Annotated in this window: 16 protein-coding genes, 1 pseudogene and 1 other annotated feature; of the genes and pseudogenes, 12 read left to right on the forward strand and 5 right to left on the reverse strand. The window is 41.6% G+C overall.

What is annotated here, in order from left to right; genetic code table 11:
• Positions 1–39 precede the first annotated feature (39 nt).
• From scpB to rnm, 4 genes are read right to left on the reverse strand one after another with little or no spacing between them, the layout of a single operon-like run.
• The gene (scpB, locus tag ACHUGF_RS07075; protein WP_394130081.1) at positions 40–777 is read right to left on the reverse strand and encodes an SMC-Scp complex subunit ScpB; all 738 of its coding nucleotides are present in this window, start codon (positions 775–777) and stop codon (positions 40–42) included.
• Positions 778–1,569 (reverse strand): segregation and condensation protein A, encoded by a 792-nt coding sequence (locus ACHUGF_RS07080; protein ID WP_394130082.1) that lies wholly within the window; start codon positions 1,567–1,569, stop codon positions 778–780. It abuts the gene before it with no gap.
• A 52-nt stretch (positions 1,570–1,621) separates the two neighbouring features.
• A complete protein-coding gene (locus ACHUGF_RS07085) occupies positions 1,622–2,242 on the reverse strand; it encodes an L-threonylcarbamoyladenylate synthase (protein WP_394130083.1) in 621 nt (206 codons plus the stop codon).
• Positions 2,239–3,099, reverse strand: coding sequence for an RNase RNM (gene rnm, locus ACHUGF_RS07090; protein ID WP_394130084.1), 861 nt, complete (start codon positions 3,097–3,099; stop codon positions 2,239–2,241). Before rnm ends, ACHUGF_RS07085 begins: the two co-directional genes overlap by 4 nt.
• 242 nt (positions 3,100–3,341) lie before the next feature.
• Positions 3,342–3,448 (forward strand) — a sequence feature (Trp leader region).
• Positions 3,449–3,491: 43 nt separating this feature from the next.
• Between rnm and ACHUGF_RS07095 the strand changes: the two genes are divergently transcribed.
• From ACHUGF_RS07095 to xthA, 10 genes are all read left to right on the forward strand, one after another.
• Positions 3,492–5,087, forward strand: a complete 1,596-nt coding sequence (locus ACHUGF_RS07095) for an anthranilate synthase component 1 (RefSeq protein WP_394130085.1) — start codon at positions 3,492–3,494, stop codon at positions 5,085–5,087.
• Positions 5,084–5,701 carry an aminodeoxychorismate/anthranilate synthase component II gene (locus ACHUGF_RS07100; RefSeq protein WP_394130086.1) on the forward strand — a complete coding sequence of 206 codons (618 nt, stop codon included), beginning with the start codon at positions 5,084–5,086 and terminating at the stop codon, positions 5,699–5,701. The genes ACHUGF_RS07095 and ACHUGF_RS07100 overlap by 4 nt, the downstream gene beginning before the upstream one ends.
• Positions 5,698–6,735 carry an anthranilate phosphoribosyltransferase gene (gene trpD, locus ACHUGF_RS07105; protein WP_394130140.1) on the forward strand — a complete coding sequence of 346 codons (1,038 nt, stop codon included), beginning with the start codon at positions 5,698–5,700 and terminating at the stop codon, positions 6,733–6,735. The genes ACHUGF_RS07100 and trpD overlap by 4 nt, the downstream gene beginning before the upstream one ends.
• Position 6,736: 1 nt before the next feature.
• Positions 6,737–8,185 (forward strand): bifunctional indole-3-glycerol-phosphate synthase TrpC/phosphoribosylanthranilate isomerase TrpF, encoded by a 1,449-nt coding sequence (trpCF, locus tag ACHUGF_RS07110; RefSeq protein WP_394130087.1) that lies wholly within the window; start codon positions 6,737–6,739, stop codon positions 8,183–8,185.
• Positions 8,186–8,304: 119 nt separating this feature from the next.
• A complete protein-coding gene (gene trpB, locus ACHUGF_RS07115) occupies positions 8,305–9,522 on the forward strand; it encodes a tryptophan synthase subunit beta (protein ID WP_394130088.1) in 1,218 nt (405 codons plus the stop codon).
• Positions 9,519–10,322, forward strand: coding sequence for a tryptophan synthase subunit alpha (gene trpA / locus ACHUGF_RS07120; protein ID WP_394130089.1), 804 nt, complete (start codon positions 9,519–9,521; stop codon positions 10,320–10,322). Before trpB ends, trpA begins: the two co-directional genes overlap by 4 nt.
• Positions 10,323–10,481: 159 nt before the next feature.
• Positions 10,482–11,360, forward strand: coding sequence for a hypothetical protein (locus tag ACHUGF_RS07125; RefSeq protein WP_394130090.1), 879 nt, complete (start codon positions 10,482–10,484; stop codon positions 11,358–11,360).
• Between the two features lie 253 nt (positions 11,361–11,613).
• Complete coding sequence (locus ACHUGF_RS07130; protein WP_394130091.1) at positions 11,614–12,180, forward strand: septation protein A; 567 nt, start codon at positions 11,614–11,616, stop codon at positions 12,178–12,180.
• Between the two features lie 40 nt (positions 12,181–12,220).
• Positions 12,221–12,517, forward strand: coding sequence for a YciI family protein (locus ACHUGF_RS07135; RefSeq protein ID WP_394130141.1), 297 nt, complete (start codon positions 12,221–12,223; stop codon positions 12,515–12,517).
• The gene (gene xthA / locus ACHUGF_RS07140) at positions 12,517–13,323 is read left to right on the forward strand and encodes an exodeoxyribonuclease III (protein WP_394130092.1); all 807 of its coding nucleotides are present in this window, start codon (positions 12,517–12,519) and stop codon (positions 13,321–13,323) included. The genes ACHUGF_RS07135 and xthA overlap by 1 nt, the downstream gene beginning before the upstream one ends.
• 169 nt (positions 13,324–13,492) lie before the next feature.
• Here the strand turns inward: xthA and ACHUGF_RS07145 are convergent.
• Positions 13,493–14,128 (reverse strand): annotated as a pseudogene (locus tag ACHUGF_RS07145) (methyl-accepting chemotaxis protein); the annotation flags it as partial.
• Between the two features lie 962 nt (positions 14,129–15,090).
• Here ACHUGF_RS07145 and ACHUGF_RS07150 point away from each other — a divergent pair.
• Positions 15,091–16,080 (forward strand): polysaccharide lyase family 7 protein, encoded by a 990-nt coding sequence (locus ACHUGF_RS07150; protein ID WP_394130093.1) that lies wholly within the window; start codon positions 15,091–15,093, stop codon positions 16,078–16,080.
• Positions 16,081–16,365: 285 nt separating this feature from the next.
• A complete protein-coding gene (locus tag ACHUGF_RS07155; RefSeq protein WP_394130094.1) occupies positions 16,366–19,404 on the forward strand; it encodes a TonB-dependent receptor in 3,039 nt (1,012 codons plus the stop codon).
• The last annotated feature ends 5 nt before the right edge of the window (positions 19,405–19,409 follow it).

The raw sequence follows: 19,409 nt of genomic DNA on the forward strand, positions 1-19,409 counted from the left end.
GGAAAAACATTTACACAAGGATTGTACTAATTTGGGTAGTTAATGTATTTCAGATTTTTGTGTGGCGTTAGGATGTTCAGCTAAAATACCTTCTTCAGTTACAACACCTGCAACATTTTCTTTATCAGCCGTGTTATCATCGCCCGTTGAATCATACTCCGTTTGTGAATCTTGCTTGTCTTGCTCCATTTGTTGAACCGCTTTAGCCTTCTCAAACATCGCATGCAGTGATTCAACATCATTTAATTGTGGTAAATCAGCCAATTTAGACAAACCAAAATACGCTAAAAAGCTGTTAGTCGTAGCATACAAAGCTGGGCGACCTGGCACTTCTTTATGGCCTACTGCTTTAATCCAGTGTCTATCCGACAAGGTCTTCATGATGTGACTACTCACTGCTACGCCACGGATTTGTTCTATATCACCTCGAGTTACAGGTTGCTTGTAAGCCACAACAGCTAAGGTTTCAAGCACGGCTCTAGAGTATTTAGGTGCTTTTTCTTTCCATAATCCTTGAAGCCAAGGGTTCAGCAATTCAAGTGTTTGGAAGCGATAACCCGTCGCCACTTTGACCAGTTGTACACCTCGGTCTTGATAATCTAGCTGTAAGGCATTAACAGCAGACTGAATACGAGTACGAGAAACTGTAAAATCGGCTAACACTTCTTCTTTGATAAACTTTATCGTCAACGGTTTAGCCAAAACAAATAGGCTAGCTTCAATGAGCTGTTTTAGCTGAATATCACTAATACTTTGTTTATCTTGATTTTGACTCATTTAACCGCTCGCTTTAACATATATCAGAGCATGAGGCTTAGCCTGCATCACGTCTACTAAACTGGATTTAAGTAACTCCAACAGGGCAATAAACGTCACTACAACCCCAGCTTTACCCTCTTCTATTTCAAACAATTGACCAAACTCGATAAAGTTGTCTTTATCTAGTCTTGCCAAAATTTGGCTCATTCGCTCACGAGTTGATAGATGCTCTCTGGCAATATGATGTTCTTCATTAGCTTCAATACGAGATAACACATCAGCAAAAGCGGTAGCAAGTTCTACTAAACTGACATCAGGCGATATCACCTGAGGTTTAATGCCTTTATCTGGCACTGCCTGTGCTTGAAATACATCCCGCTGCATACGAGGCAAGTCATCAATATCCTGCGCCGCTTGCTTGATAACTTCATAGGCTTTTAATTGCTTGATAAGCAACGCTCGAGGATCTTCTTCCTCAGCAGTATCTGAGTGTAATTTTGGTAATAACAGGCGAGATTTAATTTCAGCCAAGGTTGCGGCCATCACAAGATAATCAGCCGCAAGCTCAATTCGCGCTTGTGTGAGAATATTGATGTAAGTGAGATATTGTTCAGTGATTTGATGGATAGATAAATCGACAACTTCAAGCTTTTGCTTTCGGATCAAATACAGCAGTAAATCTAACGGCCCCTCAAAAGCTTCTAAGAAAACCTCTAGTGCTTCTGGTGGGATAAAAAGGTCATCCGGTAAAGCTGACATCGCTTTACCTCTGACAATTGCTAATGGCAGACTTTGCTGTTGACCTTGCATGACTATTGACCTTGCATGACTATGCCAAATATTCCCAGTTTAACTTAACCTTTTACTCAAACGCGCTGCTATCGCCTGCGCCATGACGCAATACTTCAATGTCGCCATCGGACATATCAATGACAGTAGTTTGCTTCTCAGCAAGGTATCCACCGTGTACAATTGCGTCCACTTGATGCTCTAGCAAATCACGAATGTGTTCAGGATCTGACTCGGCAAACTCTTCATCTGGCATCACTAAACTGGTAGACATCATCGGCTCACCAAGCGCTTCAAGTAATGCCAAGGCAATCAAGTTATTCGGAACTCGGATACCAATCGTGCGCTTTTTGTCGTTTTGTAAACGGCGTGGCACTTCTTTACTGGCTTTAAAAATAAACGTGTAAGGACCAGGAGTGCAGCTCTTTAATAAACGATAAGCCTGGTTATCAACGCGTGCGAAATTAGCCAGTTCAGATAAATCACGGCACATTAAAGAGAAGTTATGATCGTTTTCAATTTTACGGATACGCACCATGCGTTCCATCGAGCTTTTATCACCAATCATGCAGCCTAGTGCATAACCAGAATCAGTAGGATAAACAATGACCCCACCCTGTTTGAGAATATTCACCGCCTGATTAACCAAACGTGCTTGTGGATTCTCATCATGAATATAAAAAAATTGACTCATCGTAGTTCCGTCCAAGATGCTGATTGCCAAACCCAAGTCACACCTTGGGGTTGATACAAATTTTTGCCCAGTTCAATCCAATTACTCGGGAAGTGAAAGTCACTCCCTATTGAACCTAATAAATTATTTAGATGACTTAATGCAATTAAGTTATTGCGATCCTCTATGGTTTGTTGACCTAATACCACTTCCATAGCATCACCACCGGCTTCGGCAAACTCTCTTACCAGTCGTTTAAGCCATTTTGCTGATAGTTTATAGCCGCTTGGATGGGCTAACACCGCCACACCACCAGCTTGATGTATCACATCAATCGATTGTGCCATCGAGCCCCAATTATTGGGAACATAACCGGTTTTTCCTCTGGCTAAATACCGTTTAAACACACTCGGCATGTCTTTAGCGTAACCTTTGTCAGCTAACCATCTAGCATAGTGGCCTCGACTTATTGCTGCGCCATCAGCAAAGGCTTTAGCACCATCATAGGCCCCTTCTATACCCGCTTTGGCTAAACGGCGACCAATTTCTTGAGCCCGCTCATCACGTAAACTGATTTGATTCGCTAAAAACGCTAAAAGAGCGTCATTGGTAGTATCAAAATTTAGCCCAACAATATGAATATCGTAACTGTGCCATTGTGTTGAAATTTCAACACCATTGACCAACGTTAATGGCTCTGCTTGCTGTGCGTTATAAGCACGTGCAGCGGCAATACCAGCAACAGTATCGTGGTCAGTAATGGCCAACATCTGTACTTGCTTTTCCAGTGCTCTAGCCACTAATTGCTCTGGGGTTAATACACCATCAGAAGCAGTTGTATGGCTGTGCAGGTCAGCCAGTAAGCTTTGTGTCATCATATTCACATTGTACTGTACTCAGCTTATAAAGGGTTATGTTAAAAAATATATTTTTGTTTTTGATGAATATTTCAGCATAACCTGTGTTAAAAATCAGCAAACATGTATTGATTTCAACAAACACCAAAAAAATTCATTCATATTAAAATATTCAATTGACATTATTACTCAGCTGAGTTCTTCTATAGGCACTTAAATCAAACTTGCTGAATTAAATGACACAATATATCGCTTCTCAAAACATCTCTTGGTGGTGGCACTTCCCAAATTAACGGGTGGTGTGAAGCGTTGCACGCAAATTAAGCAACAAGATTCAACAATAAGCCCGCAATTATGTGGGCTTTTTTGTTATTTGGCCTGCAATAATCAGACACATATAACAAGTAAGCACAATGAATACAGATAACACGCTAAACAAAGGGGCACCGAATATGCAGCAAGATTTAGCTAAAGTTAGCACGGTAAAGCAGGGGTTAACTTACCATGCAGATCCGCTTAACTTATATCAGCATGTGACCCAAGATGCGCAACATACTATGTTGCTTGAATCAGCTGAAATTGACAGTAAAGATCATTTGAAAAGCTTAATACTGACCCATGCAGCTATAATGATCCGCTGTGATGGTTATCAAATAAGTTTCAAAGCATTAACTGATAACGGCCTTCACTTATTACCCGCTATCAGTCAGTTCTTCGGTCAGCAAACACAGAGTCAGCCAAGTAATGATCAATTAACGATTACGTTAACTAAAGCTGAACAGGGTCAAGATGAAGATGCGAGGTTAAAATCAGCTTCCCCCTTAGATGGTTTACGTATGTTTGTTCAACATGTAAGTCAATCTAAAGGCGAATTAGCATTTGAAGATTTGTTCCTCGGCGGCGTGTTAGCTTACGATTTAATTGATACTGTTGAGCCACTTCCTGCAGTACCTAATAGCGAAAATGATTGTCCAGACTATTTATTTTATTTAGCTGAAACATTGATAACGGTGGATCATAAGCAGCACCAAGCTCAAGTGATCACTCACCAATTTAGTGATAACGAGGCTGTAAAACAGCAACTAAACCAACGCGTAACTGACCTAGTCAAACACTGCACGCAGTTAAATCCTATTGCAACGCTTACGCCAGTTGATGCTCAAGAGCAAGTAAACATCTCAGATGAGCAATTTAAACAAACGGTAGTTAACTTGAAAGAACACATTGTTGCCGGCGATATTTTTCAGGTTGTGCCATCCCGTTGCTTCAGTCTTCCATGTCCAAATACATTAGGCGCATACCGTGCATTACGCATGACTAACCCAAGCCCTTATATGTTCTATTTTAGGGGCCCAGACTTCACTCTGTTTGGCGCCTCACCTGAAAGTGCACTGAAATATGAAGCCAATACCAATCAGGTTGAAGTGTACCCGATTGCGGGAACCAGAAAGCGTGGCAAAACTGCAGACGGTCAAATTGACTTCGATTTAGATAGCCGAATCGAACTGGAACTTCGATTAGATAAGAAAGAGTTATCTGAGCATTTAATGTTAGTTGATCTCGCACGTAACGATATTGCACGCATCAGCCAAAGTGGCAGCCGAAAAGTGGCTGAATTATTAAAAGTAGACCGTTACTCACATGTCATGCATCTAGTTAGCCGTGTTACTGGCCAACTAAGACAAGATTTAGATGCACTGCATGCGTATCAAGCTTGTATGAACATGGGTACGCTAGTGGGTGCGCCAAAAGTCAGAGCATCTCAATTGGTGCGCCAAGCAGAACAAGCAAGACGCGGCAGTTACGGCGGCGCAGTAGGTTATATCAATGGCCTTGGCGATATGGATACATGCATTGTGATCCGTTCTGCTTTTGTCAAAAATGATGTTGCCCACATCCAAGCGGGAGCTGGTGTGGTGTTTGATTCAGATCCACAGGCGGAAGCAGATGAAACAAGACAAAAAGCACAAGCCGTCATCTCTGCTATCAAACTAGGAGGTGGACAATGAAGCCTAATGTTAAACTGTATTTATTAGATAACTTTGACTCATTCACCTATAACCTAGTCGATCAATTTCGCAGCTTAGGCTTTGAAGTGGTGATTTATCGCAATGATGTTTGCGCTGACTATCTTGCAAAGAAGCTTACCAACCCAGAAGAACAATCAGCACTGGTACTATCGCCCGGGCCTGGTGCGCCACATGAAGCAGGCTGCATGATGCAATTGATAGCGAAAGTTGCGGGTAAAGTACCCATGCTTGGGATCTGCCTTGGACATCAAGCAATGGTTGAATACTATGGTGGTAAAGTAGAGCGCGCACCATTTGTGGTGCATGGCAAAGCCAGCCCAACTCAACACACTGGTACAGGTGTTTTTGCTAATCTGCCCTCGCCCTTACCTGTTGCAAGGTATCACAGCTTAGTTGCCACAAAGGTACCTGATTGCTTATCTGTCATTGCAACAACTGACGACATGCCGATGGCCATTCATCATGAACAAGATAAAGCAGTTGGATTTCAATTTCATCCAGAGTCGATACTCACGACTCTTGGCAGCCAACTGCTAACACAAACGTTAATTTACCTTACCTCTGATACTGCTAACGCCATGGGAGAGCAATAATCATGTCACAACTGCAACCACTTTTAGATACCTTATACCAAGGCAATGCTTTAACAACGGCGCAAAGCCAGCAATTGTTCAGCACTATCATTAATGGTGACATGGACCCAATAGTGATGGCGGGTATGTTAACGGCATTAAAAATGCGCGGTGAAACGGTTGATGAAATTACCGGTGCAGCACTCGCTCTGAGACAAGCAGCCAAACCATTTCCAAGAAGCCAAGCATCATTAACACAAGGTGTAGTGGACATCGTCGGCACAGGCGGCGATGGTTTTAACACTATCAATATTTCAACCACTGCAACATTTGTCGCTGCCGCCGCTGGCGCGAAAGTAACAAAGCATGGTAACCGCGGCGTTTCTAGTAAATCTGGCGCTTCAGATGTACTCAGTCATTGTGGTGTAGGACTTACTATGACACCAGAGCAAGCTGCTAAATGTGTTGATGATATCGGAGTATGTTTTTTATTCGCACCACATTATCATGAAGGTGTAAGACATGCTGTGCCGGTGAGACAAGCATTAAAAACACGGACTATTTTTAATATACTTGGACCACTGATTAATCCTGCCAAACCAGAGTATATGTTACTCGGTGTTTACTCACCTAAACTGCTCGCGCCAATAGTGAATGTATTGCAAGCACTTGGCGTTAAACACGCCATGGTTGTGCACGGTAGTGGCTTAGATGAAGTGGCGTTGCACGGGGACACACAAGTAGCAGAGTTAAAAGACGGTAAAATACTCTTTTATACCATTTCACCTGCTGAACTTGGTGTAGAACAAGCGCCAATTGATGCGCTAAAAGGTGGTGAGCCTAGTGACAACGCTAAAATTACCCAAGCTATTTTGGCCGGTAAAGGCACACAAGCTCAACAAAACGCAGTGGCAATCAATGCAGGCTGTGCCTTATATGTGTCCGGCGTCAGCACTTCACCTAAAGCAGGTACTCAACTGGCACTTGACGTCATTGCTTCAGGTAAAGCACTAAACTGTTTAAAACAACTAGCCAACGCTAGCCAAGGAGTATGAAATGAGCCCTAACCTATCTTTGGCTGACCAAGAAACAACTGCACCATTAGCAAGTGCACCACAAGCTAATGTTCTTACTAAAATTGTTGATACTAAGGCTGGGCATATTGCTCAACTAAAGCAGCGCTTTCCAGAGCAAAGCTTGGCGCCGAAAATCTCACATCGCAGCTTATTTGATGCACTGAAACAAGCTGATGCCCAGTATATTTTTGAATGTAAAAAGGCCAGTCCCTCAAAAGGCTTAATCCGCGAAAACTTTGATGCGGCTGTTATTGCCAGTATTTATGAAAAATATGCTGCGGGTATTTCGGTACTCACTGACGAGCAGTTTTTCCAAGGTGATTTTGACTTTATTGCTAACGTGCGCGCAAAAGTTGATAAACCGATATTATGTAAAGATTTTTTTGTTGATGCTTATCAAATTAAACTCGCTGCCCATCAGGGTGCGGATGCTATTTTGTTAATGCTATCAGTGCTTGATGACGCGCAATATCAATCATTAGCTGAAGTCGCTCAAGCCTATCAATTAGATGTTTTAACGGAAGTGAGCAATCAGCAGGAGTTGCAACGTGCTATTGATTTAAATGCTGCCATTATTGGCATTAACAATCGCAATTTACGTGACTTATCTACGGATTTAGCAACGACTGAAGAACTCGCGCCTCAAATTCCTTCTGACAGAGTTGTGATCAGCGAATCAGGTATTTATAACCATCAACAAGTGCAACGCCTTAATCCATTAGTTGATGGTTATTTAGTTGGTAGTTCATTAATGGCTCAAGATGATGTTGACCTAGCGTGTCGTCAACTGGTTTTCGGTAACAACAAAGTTTGTGGCTTAACCCAAATTCAAGATATTCAAGCTGTCGTTGAAGCAGGAGCTGTATTCGGTGGCATGATTTTCTACCCACCTTCACCACGTGCAATTTCCTTAGATGCTGCTATTGAACTTAAACAAGCCATGACCCAGCAGCAACTGGCACTTAACTTAGTTGGTGTATTTGTTAATCAACCCGTTGCTGACATCGTCAAACATGCCAAAGCCCTTAATTTATTTGCTGTTCAATTACACGGCAATGAATCAGAGCTTGATATCAATCAACTAAAGGCGTCGTTGACTGAAGCACAATTGAGCACACAAATTTGGAAAGCTTGCGCGTTAGATGAAAAACAACAATTGACGGCATTTGCCAAAGGCGCTGACCGCTATTTGTTCGATAGTAAACATGGTAATCAATTTGGCGGAACAGGCAAAACATTTGATTGGCAAGCCGACATCGATAATAAACATGATGCCATGCTCGCTGGCGGCTTAACCCCTGAGAATGCTTATCAGGCAAATCAACAAGGTTTTTATGGCTTAGATATCAATTCCGGCATTGAAGACAGCCCTGGGATAAAATCTGCCAACAAAATTAATCAGGCTTTTGCCGAGCTTCGTAAGAACTAAACAGCATGTAGCTTTAAACCAATTACCGGCATGCGCATCAATAACGCGAATGCTGAACACGTTTAATCGATAAATATGACACAGCACATTGAACTGGCTGTGCATGATAGGGAAACACAATGACAACCCTCAAATTAGACCCATATTTTGGTGAATACGGCGGTATGTATGTACCGCAAATCTTAGTACCTGCGTTAAAGCAGCTTGAAGCTGCTTTTGTTGAAGCCCAGCAAGATGATGACTTCAAAGCGGAATTTACTGATTTATTGAAAAATTACGCGGGTAGACCAACAGCACTCACCCTGACACGCAATTTGAGCCCTAACCCACTGGTTAAGATATATCTTAAACGTGAAGATTTACTCCACGGCGGCGCACACAAAACCAACCAAGTACTTGGTCAGGCATTACTGGCGAAACGCATGGGTAAAAAAGAAATCATTGCTGAAACGGGCGCCGGACAACATGGAGTAGCAACGGCGCTAGCCTGCGCTCTGCTTGATCTCAAGTGTAAAGTCTATATGGGTGCAAAAGATGTTGAACGTCAATCGCCTAATGTATTTAGAATGAAATTAATGGGCGCTGAAGTTATCCCTGTCACTTCAGGTTCTGCCACTCTAAAAGATGCGTGTAATGAAGCGATGCGTGACTGGTCTGCCAGTTATGATAAAGCCCACTACCTATTAGGCACAGCAGCTGGCCCTCATCCATTCCCGACTATAGTGCGTGAATTTCAGCGAATGATTGGCGAAGAGACCAAAAAACAAATTCTTGAAAAAGAAGGCCGTCTACCTGATGCAGTCATCGCCTGTGTTGGCGGTGGTTCTAACGCCATCGGTATGTTTGCAGACTTTATTGACGAAGCATCTGTGGCTTTAATCGGTGTTGAACCTGCAGGTAAAGGCATTGATACTCCCATGCACGGCGCGCCTTTAAAACACGGTAAAACAGGGATATTCTTCGGTATGAAAGCGCCACTGATGCAAGACACCAATGGCCAAATTGAAGAGTCTTATTCTGTATCAGCTGGTCTAGACTTCCCATCAGTTGGCCCTCAGCATGCCCATTTAAATGCAACAGGCCGTGCCAGTTATGAATCAGCAACAGATGATGAAGCATTAGAGGCATTTCAATTACTTGCCCGCAGTGAAGGTATTATTCCAGCACTGGAGTCAGCACACGCGTTAGCCTACACACTTCGTATGGCAGAACAAGCGACGAAAGAAACCATCTTAGTGGTGAACTTATCAGGCCGTGGTGACAAAGACATCTTCACCGTATCTGATATTTTACAAGGCAAAACTGACAGTCAGCCTGAACAGGAGAACGCACAATGAGTCAAAGATACCAACAAGCTTTTGCCAGCCTAAAGCAGCAACAGCGTGGCGCATTTGTGCCTTTCGTGACGATTGGTGATCCAAATATTGAGCTGTCTTTTGACATTATCAAAACATTGGTGGACAACGGAGCTGATGCCCTAGAGTTAGGTTTTCCATTTTCTGACCCACTTGCTGATGGCCCTGTTATCCAAGGTGCAAACATTCGCGCTTTGGATGCAGGAAGTACGCCTGACAGCTGCTTTGAGATCATCAAAAAAGTCCGAAACCTATACCCGGAAATCCCTATAGGTTTATTGCTATACGCAAACTTGGTTTATGCCAATGGTATTGACAGTTTCTATGCTAAAGCACAACAAGCCGGCGTTGACTCGGTATTAATTGCTGACGTACCCATGGAAGAAGCTCAGCCGTTTATCGATGCGGCGAAACAGTATGATATTGCGCCTATATTCATTGCACCGCCCAATGCGGACAGTGAAACACTACAGCAAGTTAGCGAAAAGTGTGAAGGTTATACCTATTTATTATCACGCGCTGGTGTCACTGGTACTGAGTCTAAAGCGGGTCAGCCCATTGATGAGATCTTGTCTAAATTGGCGCAATATAATGCACCGCCACCACTGTTAGGTTTTGGTATTGCAGAGCCACAACAAGTCGCGGCGGCCATTGAAGCTGGCGCTGCAGGTGCTATTTCAGGATCTGCTGTTGTAAAAATTATTGAGGCTAACCAACATCAACCTAAAGTGTTGCTCGAACAGTTAGCTAGTTTTACACAAAATATGAAAGCAGCCACTTAATGACGCATAGTCTTGTTTGCTTACAAACACATAGCAAATGCACCTGTCCAACAATTAAAGGCTATTAGTAACACCTATTGACTAAAAGTGGAGCTTAATGCTCCATTTTTTTATGCCCAGACTATACTCAATTTAATGGAGATCGATAGCAGGTATAAAATGGATAGAATCAAGCTATTTATGCTCACTGTATGGATACTTTTTGCTGCACCATCATTAGCACAGACGCATAGTGATGAGCAGGTCACCACAGTGAAATATAATATTTCGGCGCAGTTTGTCGACCCTAAACAAGCATATTATATTTCCATGCTAGAGCTGGCTTTGAGCAAAAGTAGTGATGAGTTTGGTCCCTATAAAATGCAAGCCGTGGTACTGGAAATGCCACAAGGGCGTACTCTGAAAATGGTACAGGAAAATGCGCTCGACGTGGTCTGGACGATGACGTCAGTTGAGCGTGAAACCACACTTCAGGCGGTTTATATACCGTTACTTAAAGGCTTAATGGGTTATCGTATTGGTATTATTCGTAAAGGTGAGCAGTACAGATTTGATCAAGTTAATAATCTAAATGATTTTCGTCAACAAACCTTTGGTCAAGGCACTGACTGGCCTGATGTACAAATCCTAGAGCGCAATGGTTTTAAAACCGTCACTGGCTCGGCAATGAATCTGCTGACGATGCTCGCTAAGCAAAGATTCGATTACTTTCCCCGAGCCATTCATGAACCTTGGGACGAGTTGCTTCGCCGTGAAGATATCGAAATTGAACAGCAGTTATTACTTAAGTATCCTGCGCCCATTTACTTTTTTGTAAACAAAAGCAATTCAGTATTAGCCAAACGCATCGAACACGGACTACATCTAGCCATTGAAGATGGCAGTTTCGAGCGTCTATTTGCCCAACATCCAATAACCACCAGCGTGTTGGAAAAAGCCAACATCGATCAGCGACAAGTATTTGAAATAGCCAACCCACTGCTTTCCCCCAAGACTGTTGAATTGTTATCTCAATCTCACCTTTGGTATCACCATTAGTCCACAAAGGGTAAAGCCGAATTTATTAAAGACTAAACTGGAAAATTTAAAAAGTAAAAAGCACTGGCACACTTACTAAAGAGTTAGTAATGCAGTAGCCTAAGTCACATTATTTAGCCAAAGCAATATTAGTAACTACTACTCGGTCAACTAATCAAGGTTTAGCGCTTTCTTTGGCTAAAAAGGCCGTGCTACACTCAGTCCTCTTTTTAATCGCGATGGATTTGCACTGACTAAGTGATTTAAGTTTACTATGAAACAATTGCTCGATTTTTTACCGCTCATCATTTTCTTTGCTATCTATAAGTTTTATGACATCTATACGGCTACTGGCGCCCTGATGGCTGCCACTGCAGTGCAAATGATCTTAACTTATGCGATATACAAACAGATCGAGAAAATGCATCTCATCACTTTCGGTATGGTGACCTTTTTCGGCGCACTGACCCTATTTTTCCATGATGATGCCTTTATTAAATGGAAAGTTACCATAGTTTACGCCTTCTTTGCCGTTGGTTTAGGCGTCAGCCAAGTGATGGGTAAATCATTGCTAAAGAGTATGCTTGGTAAAGAGATGGTCGTTGAAGACAAAGTATGGGCAACCGTAACTTGGTATTGGGTAAGCTTTTTTGTCATTTGTGGCATCGTGAATATTTACATTGCTTTCAGCTTGCCATTAGAAACATGGGTAAACTTCAAAGTGTTCGGTTTAACCGCCCTCACCCTCGTAAATACTGTACTCACGGTAGTGTATCTATTTAAACACTTACCGCCAGAAGCACTGGAACAAAAACAACAGGATACAGACAAAGACGCCTAAGCGTTTTTGAGATTCATCATATCGATAATGGAGCCAAATGATGTGGTATATGATTTCATCACAAGATGTGGAAAATAGTTTAGCCAAACGTTTATCTGTTCGTGAGCATCATCTAGCCAGACTGCAAGTATTAGCAGATGAAGGCCGATTACTCACCGCGGGACCTCATCCTGCAATTGATAATAACGATCCAGGTGAAGCAGGTTTTACTGGCTCACTAGTAGTTGCAGAATTTACCTCTTTGGAAGATGCACAAGCATGGGCAGATGCTGACCCATATATTGCTGCTGGCGTGTATGAAAGTGTGATAGTTAAACCATTTAAGCGAGTATTTTGATGAAAATTGTCTCATTTAATATCAATGGATTAAGAGCGAGGCTCCATCAATTACAAGCACTTATCGATAGCCATCAACCTGATATTATTGGTTTACAAGAAACCAAAGTACATGATGAAGCATTCCCTATTGCCGATGTAGAGGCCATGGGATATGAAGTACATTATCATGGTGGTAAAGCACACTATGGCGTAGCCATGTTATCTAAAAAGCCAGCCGTTGAAATTATTAAAGGCTTCGCTTCTGATGAAGAAGATGCACAGCGCCGTCTTATCATTGGCAAATTCGAGCAAGATAACGGCCGGATGCTGACCGTAATTAATGGCTATTTCCCACAAGGGGAAAATATTAACCATGAAACCAAGTATCCTGCCAAGCGTAAGTTCTACAAAGACTTAATGGTTCATCTTGAACAGAATCACACGCCTGATGAAGACATTGCTGTCATTGGAGACATCAACATCTCGCCTATTGATTTAGATATTGGTATTGGTGAACCTAATGCTAAACGTTGGCTCAAAACTGGGAAATGCAGCTTTCAGCCTGAAGAGCGTGAATGGTTAGCTAAGTTAAAAGATTGGGGCTTTGTAGACTCTTTCCGTCACTTGCACCCAGAACGCACGGAACGTTACTCGTGGTTTGATTATCGCAGTAAAGGCTTTAATGACAACCGTGGATTACGCATTGATGTGATTATGGTGACTAAATCTATGTTGCCTAGCTTGATTGAATCTGATGTAGATTACGATTTACGTGGCATTGAAAAGCCGTCAGATCATGCGCCTATTTGGAGCACGTTTAACTAAATTAAACTGTGAAACCACAAACTCATAAAAACAAAAAGCCCGAGAATAGAAATATTCTCGGGCTTTTATTTGAATAATATCAATATGTTGGCAGTATAGTTATTAACACAAACCGTTATCGAAAAAACTGGCTAGCATAAAGCCTTGGTAAATATCACCTAAGCAGCCATTAAGTTGTTTTATATTGGCTCAAAATATTTGTCAAACCATGGGATGACTCAGCTAACTCCTCGGCTACTTGCATCGCTTGTTGCGCATTGGTTTTAATCACATCTGATTGCTGGCGAATTTCATTCAGTTGTGTTGAAATATCGCCAGCAGACACACTTTGCTGCTCGGCTGATGCCGCTATTTGGCTGCTCATATCAAATACGGCATTAATTGAACCTGCCATATTAGTGATATCCTCACCTACACCTTGAATACCTTCCCGACCTTCATCAGCTTGCTCAACGATCACGTTAGTAATATGGGTTAATTTACTTGAACCGGTTTGTAGACCTTCAATCATGGATTGAATTTCGACTGTGGCCTGTTGTGTTCGACCCGCTAAGGTTCTGACCTCATCGGCAACAACAGCAAAGCCTCGGCCTTGCTCTCCAGCACGTGCCGCTTCAATCGCTGCATTTAGGGCAAGCAAATTGGTTTGCTCAGAGATACCATTAATGGTGATAACCACATCATTAATTTATGTCGCTTCTTTTGATAACTGCTCAACTGATGAAAATGCCTCTGCAATACGTTCAGACAAATACTGTATTCGCTCAACAGCAGCAGTAATCTTTTGCTGACTCGCATCTATTTGTTAAGCATTGTGCTTGGTATTAGTCCAGTACAAGCCGTTACGGTCGAGTTTTACCGTGCTCCATGAGTGTGAGGCAATCAAACTGACAAAGTAGCACTTCAAATCATCAGTTGAATGGTTATCAGGACATGCATCGAAATAAGCACTAATGCGCCTGACAGCGTAGTTTCGTTCAACAAGAGCATTACTGATAAATCACAATCAATACGAATTATCGTACAGCTTATAATCTGCATATTAGTTCTGAACAGTAATCTCATTACATCACCTATTGGTAACACCCGCATGCATATTGGTAATAACAGTAATCGCGAATTGGTAACACATCAAAGCAACTAGCTAACTTTGTTCTGTTATTTGGTAATGTTGTCATATCCATTGGTAGTGAATATAAGAACTATTCAACAATAACAGCCCAACCCTTCCATAAACCAATGTTTATTCACCATTTTTTTATTGCACAAAAAATATGTCAAGCCAATGCGTTAGTTTCATTCACACCCTCGTTACTACCAATTCTTACTTTTGGTAATGCTTTTGACACTATTTTGGTTGACAACGGTATGTTGTGGTGGTTATATTTTGTTTAACACAAGGTTACAGGTGTGAGCGAATTGTTAAGTATATAGCTGTGTTGGTAAGTTGTGTATGGTTCTATGCGTAGCAATAAATCATAGCTCTTTGGTCATATACAACAAAGAGTTCTGCTTCTTTTTACAACGAAATTAGATAATTTTTGATGTTAATTAGAAGCAAAGTCATACCGATTTTTATGACGTTTTTCAGGGTTAGTTAAGTTCATGTGTAGGTGCGCCACTATATGCTGCGCATATAGGCATTCTAAGTAAGCTTTGAAAATAGGTAAGCCGAACAATACACGAACATATTCAACAAAGAGATCGTAAATTTTAAAGGATTCCAATATCAACACATATAAATCTTACCGACCTTTTCAAAAGAAAATGTGTGACGTTTTCGCTGTACTAACTTTTGCTTTAGCTGTTTTTAGCGCATCACTCAATGCTCAGGAAATTGAGGAGAATACGCTTATTCCGAAGTCACACACTAGCCTTGCTGAAGGCGTTTTACTGGGGGATTTGTCAAAACTCGATCCGCTTAAAAAGCCAGGTGAAAATTTTGACTTACTCGATTGGTCGTTAACGTTACCAACCGATCTCAACAAAGATAAAAAAGCTGATACCGTCTATGAGAAATCATTAGCTAAAGGCTTCAACTTAAAGCCATTTTTTTATACAGCAGATGATGGTGGCTTGGTATTCGCTTGCCCAAACGTAGGTGCCAAGACCTCAAAAAATACAAAATATGCGAGAACCGAACTACGCGAAATGCTACGTAGGGGTATTAGTCGAATAAAAACGCGTGGCCTGACAAAGAATAACTGGGTTTTCAGTAACGCGCACGGTTCGGTGAAAGCTAAGTCTGGGGGTGTTGAAGGCAGTTTGGAAGGGACTTTAGCAATAAACAGAGTATCTACCACTGGTGATGAAAAAAAGGTTGGACGCGTGATCATTGGGCAAATTCACGCCACTGATGACGAACCCATCCGTTTATATTACCGAAAATTACCAGCCAACTCGAAAGGGTCTATTTATTTTGCCCATGAAATAAATGGCGGTGATGATATTTGGATAAATATGATTGGCTCACGTTCACATACTTTGTCAGATCCTGAAGATGGCATCGCCTTAAACGAAAAATTCTCTTATAAAATTTCCGTCGAAGATGAAGTGTTGTTCGTCACTATCATCAGGGAAGGTAAGCCAAATATTACTAAGTACTTTGACATGAAAGATAGTGGTTATAGTGCTAGTGACCAGTATATGTACTTTAAAGCGGGTGTTTATAACCAAAACAATGGCGGCGCTGAGGGTGATTATGTGCAAGCCACTTTCTATCATATCCATAACATGCATACAGGGTATAAATTTTAGCGAAGTTAACACATCAATTTAAAATTCATAACTCGTAACTTGTATCTCGCAACTACAATTATTGGTTATATTTTTATTTAGATCAATAGGTTAAAACTTTTGTTTGGATTTCGTCTGTTGAAATCAATTTAACTCTAATTTAAATAAAAAATATAAGAATTTAATAGCAGCAACCTGCTTTTTATAAAAAATATAAGAATTTAATGGCAGTAATCTGCTAGCAATAAAATATATACCAATATATGGCATTAACATGCTTATTAAAATACTAAGGGGAAGTAAGGTATGTCGACGAAATTAAGTAAAAAAACAAAACCCATCCTTGAAATAGGGAAGTTCAGGCTTTCACCTATAGCAAAATGGTTGAAGCTTGCTGCATTTACTTCTGTAACCAGCTCTTTTGCATTTTCGGCTACAGCACAAGAGGCCGAAACTGAAAATGTAGAAAAAGCCAAGGAAGATATAGAGGTTATTGCAATTGTTGGTACACGTAGAACAATTCAAGACCAAATTGCAATAAAGCGCGAGTCTACCACGGTTGTTGACGGTTTATCTGCTTCAGATATTGGTGATTTACCTGCACTTTCAATTGCTGAGGCGTTAGAGTCATTAACCGGTGCATCATCTCACCGTGAAAATGGTGGTGCTACTGAAATCAGTATTCGAGGTTTAGGCCCATTCTTAAGTTCCACTAACATCAATGGCCGTGCAGCGACCAATGGTAGTGGTGACCGTTCAGTTAACTTTTCTCAGTTCCCATCTGAGCTGATGCAGAAAGTGGCTATTTATAAAACACAAGACGCTTCCATGATTGAAGGTGGTGTTGCCGGTGTTATTACCCTGGAGACACTTAAGCCTTTAGATTTTGGTAAGCAACGTTTTCAGGCTGAAGTAAAAGCTAATTACAACCCAGACCAAGCAAACGTTGACTCTTCACTTCAAGGTGATTGGGGCTACCGTGGAACACTCAGTTATGTTGACCAATTTGAATTTGCTAGCGGCCAAGAAATTGGTTTGAGTGTAGGTTTTCAACGTCAAGATATTAGCCAGCCAGAAGCTGAATATAGAAGCTCAAGTCCAACGGGTTCATCTTTATGGGCATGTTTGAATGATCCAACCGATACCAATACCGGTTTTTTCCGTAGCTCAGCGGGCGACTGTGAAGATGAAATTGTTGGCTCGAATAACCAAGGTTATAATACTGATATTGATCCAGAAACAGGTCTTGCAGTAGATGATGGCAGAGAATACGCATGGACTGGCTCAAGCCGAAGCTTCCGTCAAAATGAAACATCTGATGAAAGAGATGCTTTATTCTTTGCTCTACAATACCAACCCTCAGAAAAATGGGATATCAATTTTGACGTGCAACTTTCAGATCGCACCCAAGCAGAAGCGCGTCATGATTTACTTTTCTTACAAAAGCGTGTTACACCGGGCGTAACGGGACAAAATCTGATCACAAACGATGTTGGCGGTATTCTACATTGGGAAGGTGAAGAACGCATCGAATCTGCGGGCGAGCAGTTTTCGCGTGAAGAAAACTATCGTGGATATGGCTTGAACGTTGAACATTTTTTCTCTGATGATCTAAAGATTAGTGTAGACCTTGGCTATTCTAAAACCAGCCGTGAAGAACTACAAATAACAAACCGAGGAAGAACGAGCTCTCGTCCTTTCTTATCTTGGGATTTAGGTGAATATATTCCTCATTTTACAGTGACTGATTTTGATGTGACTGATATTTCCAATTTTACTGATAGCCTTCGTACTCGTCTCGACAGAGAAAATGTCCGCGACAACGAAATTATGGGTGCACGCATTGATGCTCATTATTATCTAGACGGTGATGTTTTTAGTAGCGTTCAAGCTGGCCTTCGCGTTTCTGAGCTAACATATGTTCAATTTGGTGGCTCGAACGGTAATGGCTCAAGAACGACATATAATTTAGATGAATCTGTAACATCGGCCATTGATGTACTTGAAGGATGCCAAATAGCCTTCCCTGAGAGTGATTTTTTATCCAGTGTTTCTGACGGTGATATTATCACCCATGTTGATAGTTCAGGTAATGTTGTAGAAAGCGGTACAGGCGCTTCGTGGGCAACATACAATAACGAGTGTTTCTCTCAAGCACTAGCAGCATCACAAGGCGGCGAATTCGCATACCCAGAGGTGATATACGAGAATGCAGGTACTATTGACGTAACAGAACAAACTACCTCTGCTTACGCCATGCTTAATTACGACTCTGAAATGTTTGGTAAATTTATTCGCGGTAACTTTGGTGTTCGTGTCGTCAATACTGACGTTACCTCTATTGGGTTTAGAGAAGGTTTTGACGTTGTTACAGATCCCGCGACAGGTATCATCGAATTAGTACCAAACGGGACTGTTGAACAGATTGAAAGTGGTGGTGATTACACTGAAGTACTACCAAGCTTTAACTTAGTCGTTGATTATGATGAGGATATTCTTCTAAGAGCCGGTATTTACCGAGGTATGTCACGTGCAGATCCATCTGACTTAGGTTATAGCCGCACATTCGTAACTGATGACTCGGATGACCCTGAATCAATTGAAGACTTGTTGGTTGGTGTAAATGGTTCAGGTAATCCTGATCTTCAACCATTAATGTCATGGAACTATGACGCTGCTGTTGAATGGTATCCAAGCGATGATTCTATGGTAGCGCTAGGTGTTTACTACAAGCAATTCAATGGCGGTTACCAACAGCAAACACAGTTAGAGAATTTTATCGTTGACGGTGTGGAAGTTTCTTTACCTATTACTAATTCAGTCACTACTGACGAAAAAAGTGATCTTTATGGTTTCGAAGCGACATTCTCGTATCGTTGGGATTTAGGCATTGGTGTGAAACTTGGTTATAACTATGCAGACACAAACTATGAGTTTGAAGATAGTAACTACGGTGATACCTATACGACTGATTTAGACGGTGTAACCACTCAGCTTACCTCAGGTATTGTTCCACCAGCCTCAGTACCTGGATTTTCTGAGCATGTATTCAATGGTCAGATTTACTACCAAATAGGTGATTTTGATACTGCGCTTATCTATAAGTATCGTAGCGAATACTTCCAACCTTACACTTCTAACGGCACAAGACTACGTTATGTTGATGAGGCAGGTACGTGGGAAGCTCGTGCTGCATACAAAATCAATAAACACGTTCGTGTTAAAGTTTCAGCAATTAACTTGTTCAGTGAGCACCGCAGTGATGACTTCTATACCCAAGGTAACTTGGGTCAAGTAAGTGATTACGGTCCTCGCCTGTTCGCAGGTGTCAGCTTTAAGTACTAGCCAAA

Source organism: Shewanella maritima (assembly GCF_043643735.1).
Lineage (GTDB): Bacteria > Pseudomonadota > Gammaproteobacteria > Enterobacterales > Shewanellaceae > Shewanella > Shewanella maritima_A.

Coding starts and splice junctions, on each gene's coding strand:
- ACHUGF_RS07080 (WP_394130082.1), bottom strand. CDS start 1,569: ATGCAAGGTCAACAGCAAAGTCTGCCATTAGCAATTGTCAGAGGTAAA.
- trpB (WP_394130088.1), top strand. CDS start 8,305: ATGACAACCCTCAAATTAGACCCATATTTTGGTGAATACGGCGGTATG.
- ACHUGF_RS07100 (WP_394130086.1), top strand. CDS start 5,084: ATGAAGCCTAATGTTAAACTGTATTTATTAGATAACTTTGACTCATTC.
- xthA (WP_394130092.1), top strand. CDS start 12,517: ATGAAAATTGTCTCATTTAATATCAATGGATTAAGAGCGAGGCTCCAT.
- ACHUGF_RS07155 (WP_394130094.1), top strand. CDS start 16,366: ATGTCGACGAAATTAAGTAAAAAAACAAAACCCATCCTTGAAATAGGG.
- trpA (WP_394130089.1), top strand. CDS start 9,519: ATGAGTCAAAGATACCAACAAGCTTTTGCCAGCCTAAAGCAGCAACAG.
- ACHUGF_RS07095 (WP_394130085.1), top strand. CDS start 3,492: ATGAATACAGATAACACGCTAAACAAAGGGGCACCGAATATGCAGCAA.
- ACHUGF_RS07130 (WP_394130091.1), top strand. CDS start 11,614: ATGAAACAATTGCTCGATTTTTTACCGCTCATCATTTTCTTTGCTATC.
- ACHUGF_RS07125 (WP_394130090.1), top strand. CDS start 10,482: ATGGATAGAATCAAGCTATTTATGCTCACTGTATGGATACTTTTTGCT.
- scpB (WP_394130081.1), bottom strand. CDS start 777: ATGAGTCAAAATCAAGATAAACAAAGTATTAGTGATATTCAGCTAAAA.
- ACHUGF_RS07085 (WP_394130083.1), bottom strand. CDS start 2,242: ATGAGTCAATTTTTTTATATTCATGATGAGAATCCACAAGCACGTTTG.
- ACHUGF_RS07150 (WP_394130093.1), top strand. CDS start 15,091: ATGTGTGACGTTTTCGCTGTACTAACTTTTGCTTTAGCTGTTTTTAGC.
- rnm (WP_394130084.1), bottom strand. CDS start 3,099: ATGATGACACAAAGCTTACTGGCTGACCTGCACAGCCATACAACTGCT.
- ACHUGF_RS07135 (WP_394130141.1), top strand. CDS start 12,221: ATGTGGTATATGATTTCATCACAAGATGTGGAAAATAGTTTAGCCAAA.
- trpCF (WP_394130087.1), top strand. CDS start 6,737: ATGAGCCCTAACCTATCTTTGGCTGACCAAGAAACAACTGCACCATTA.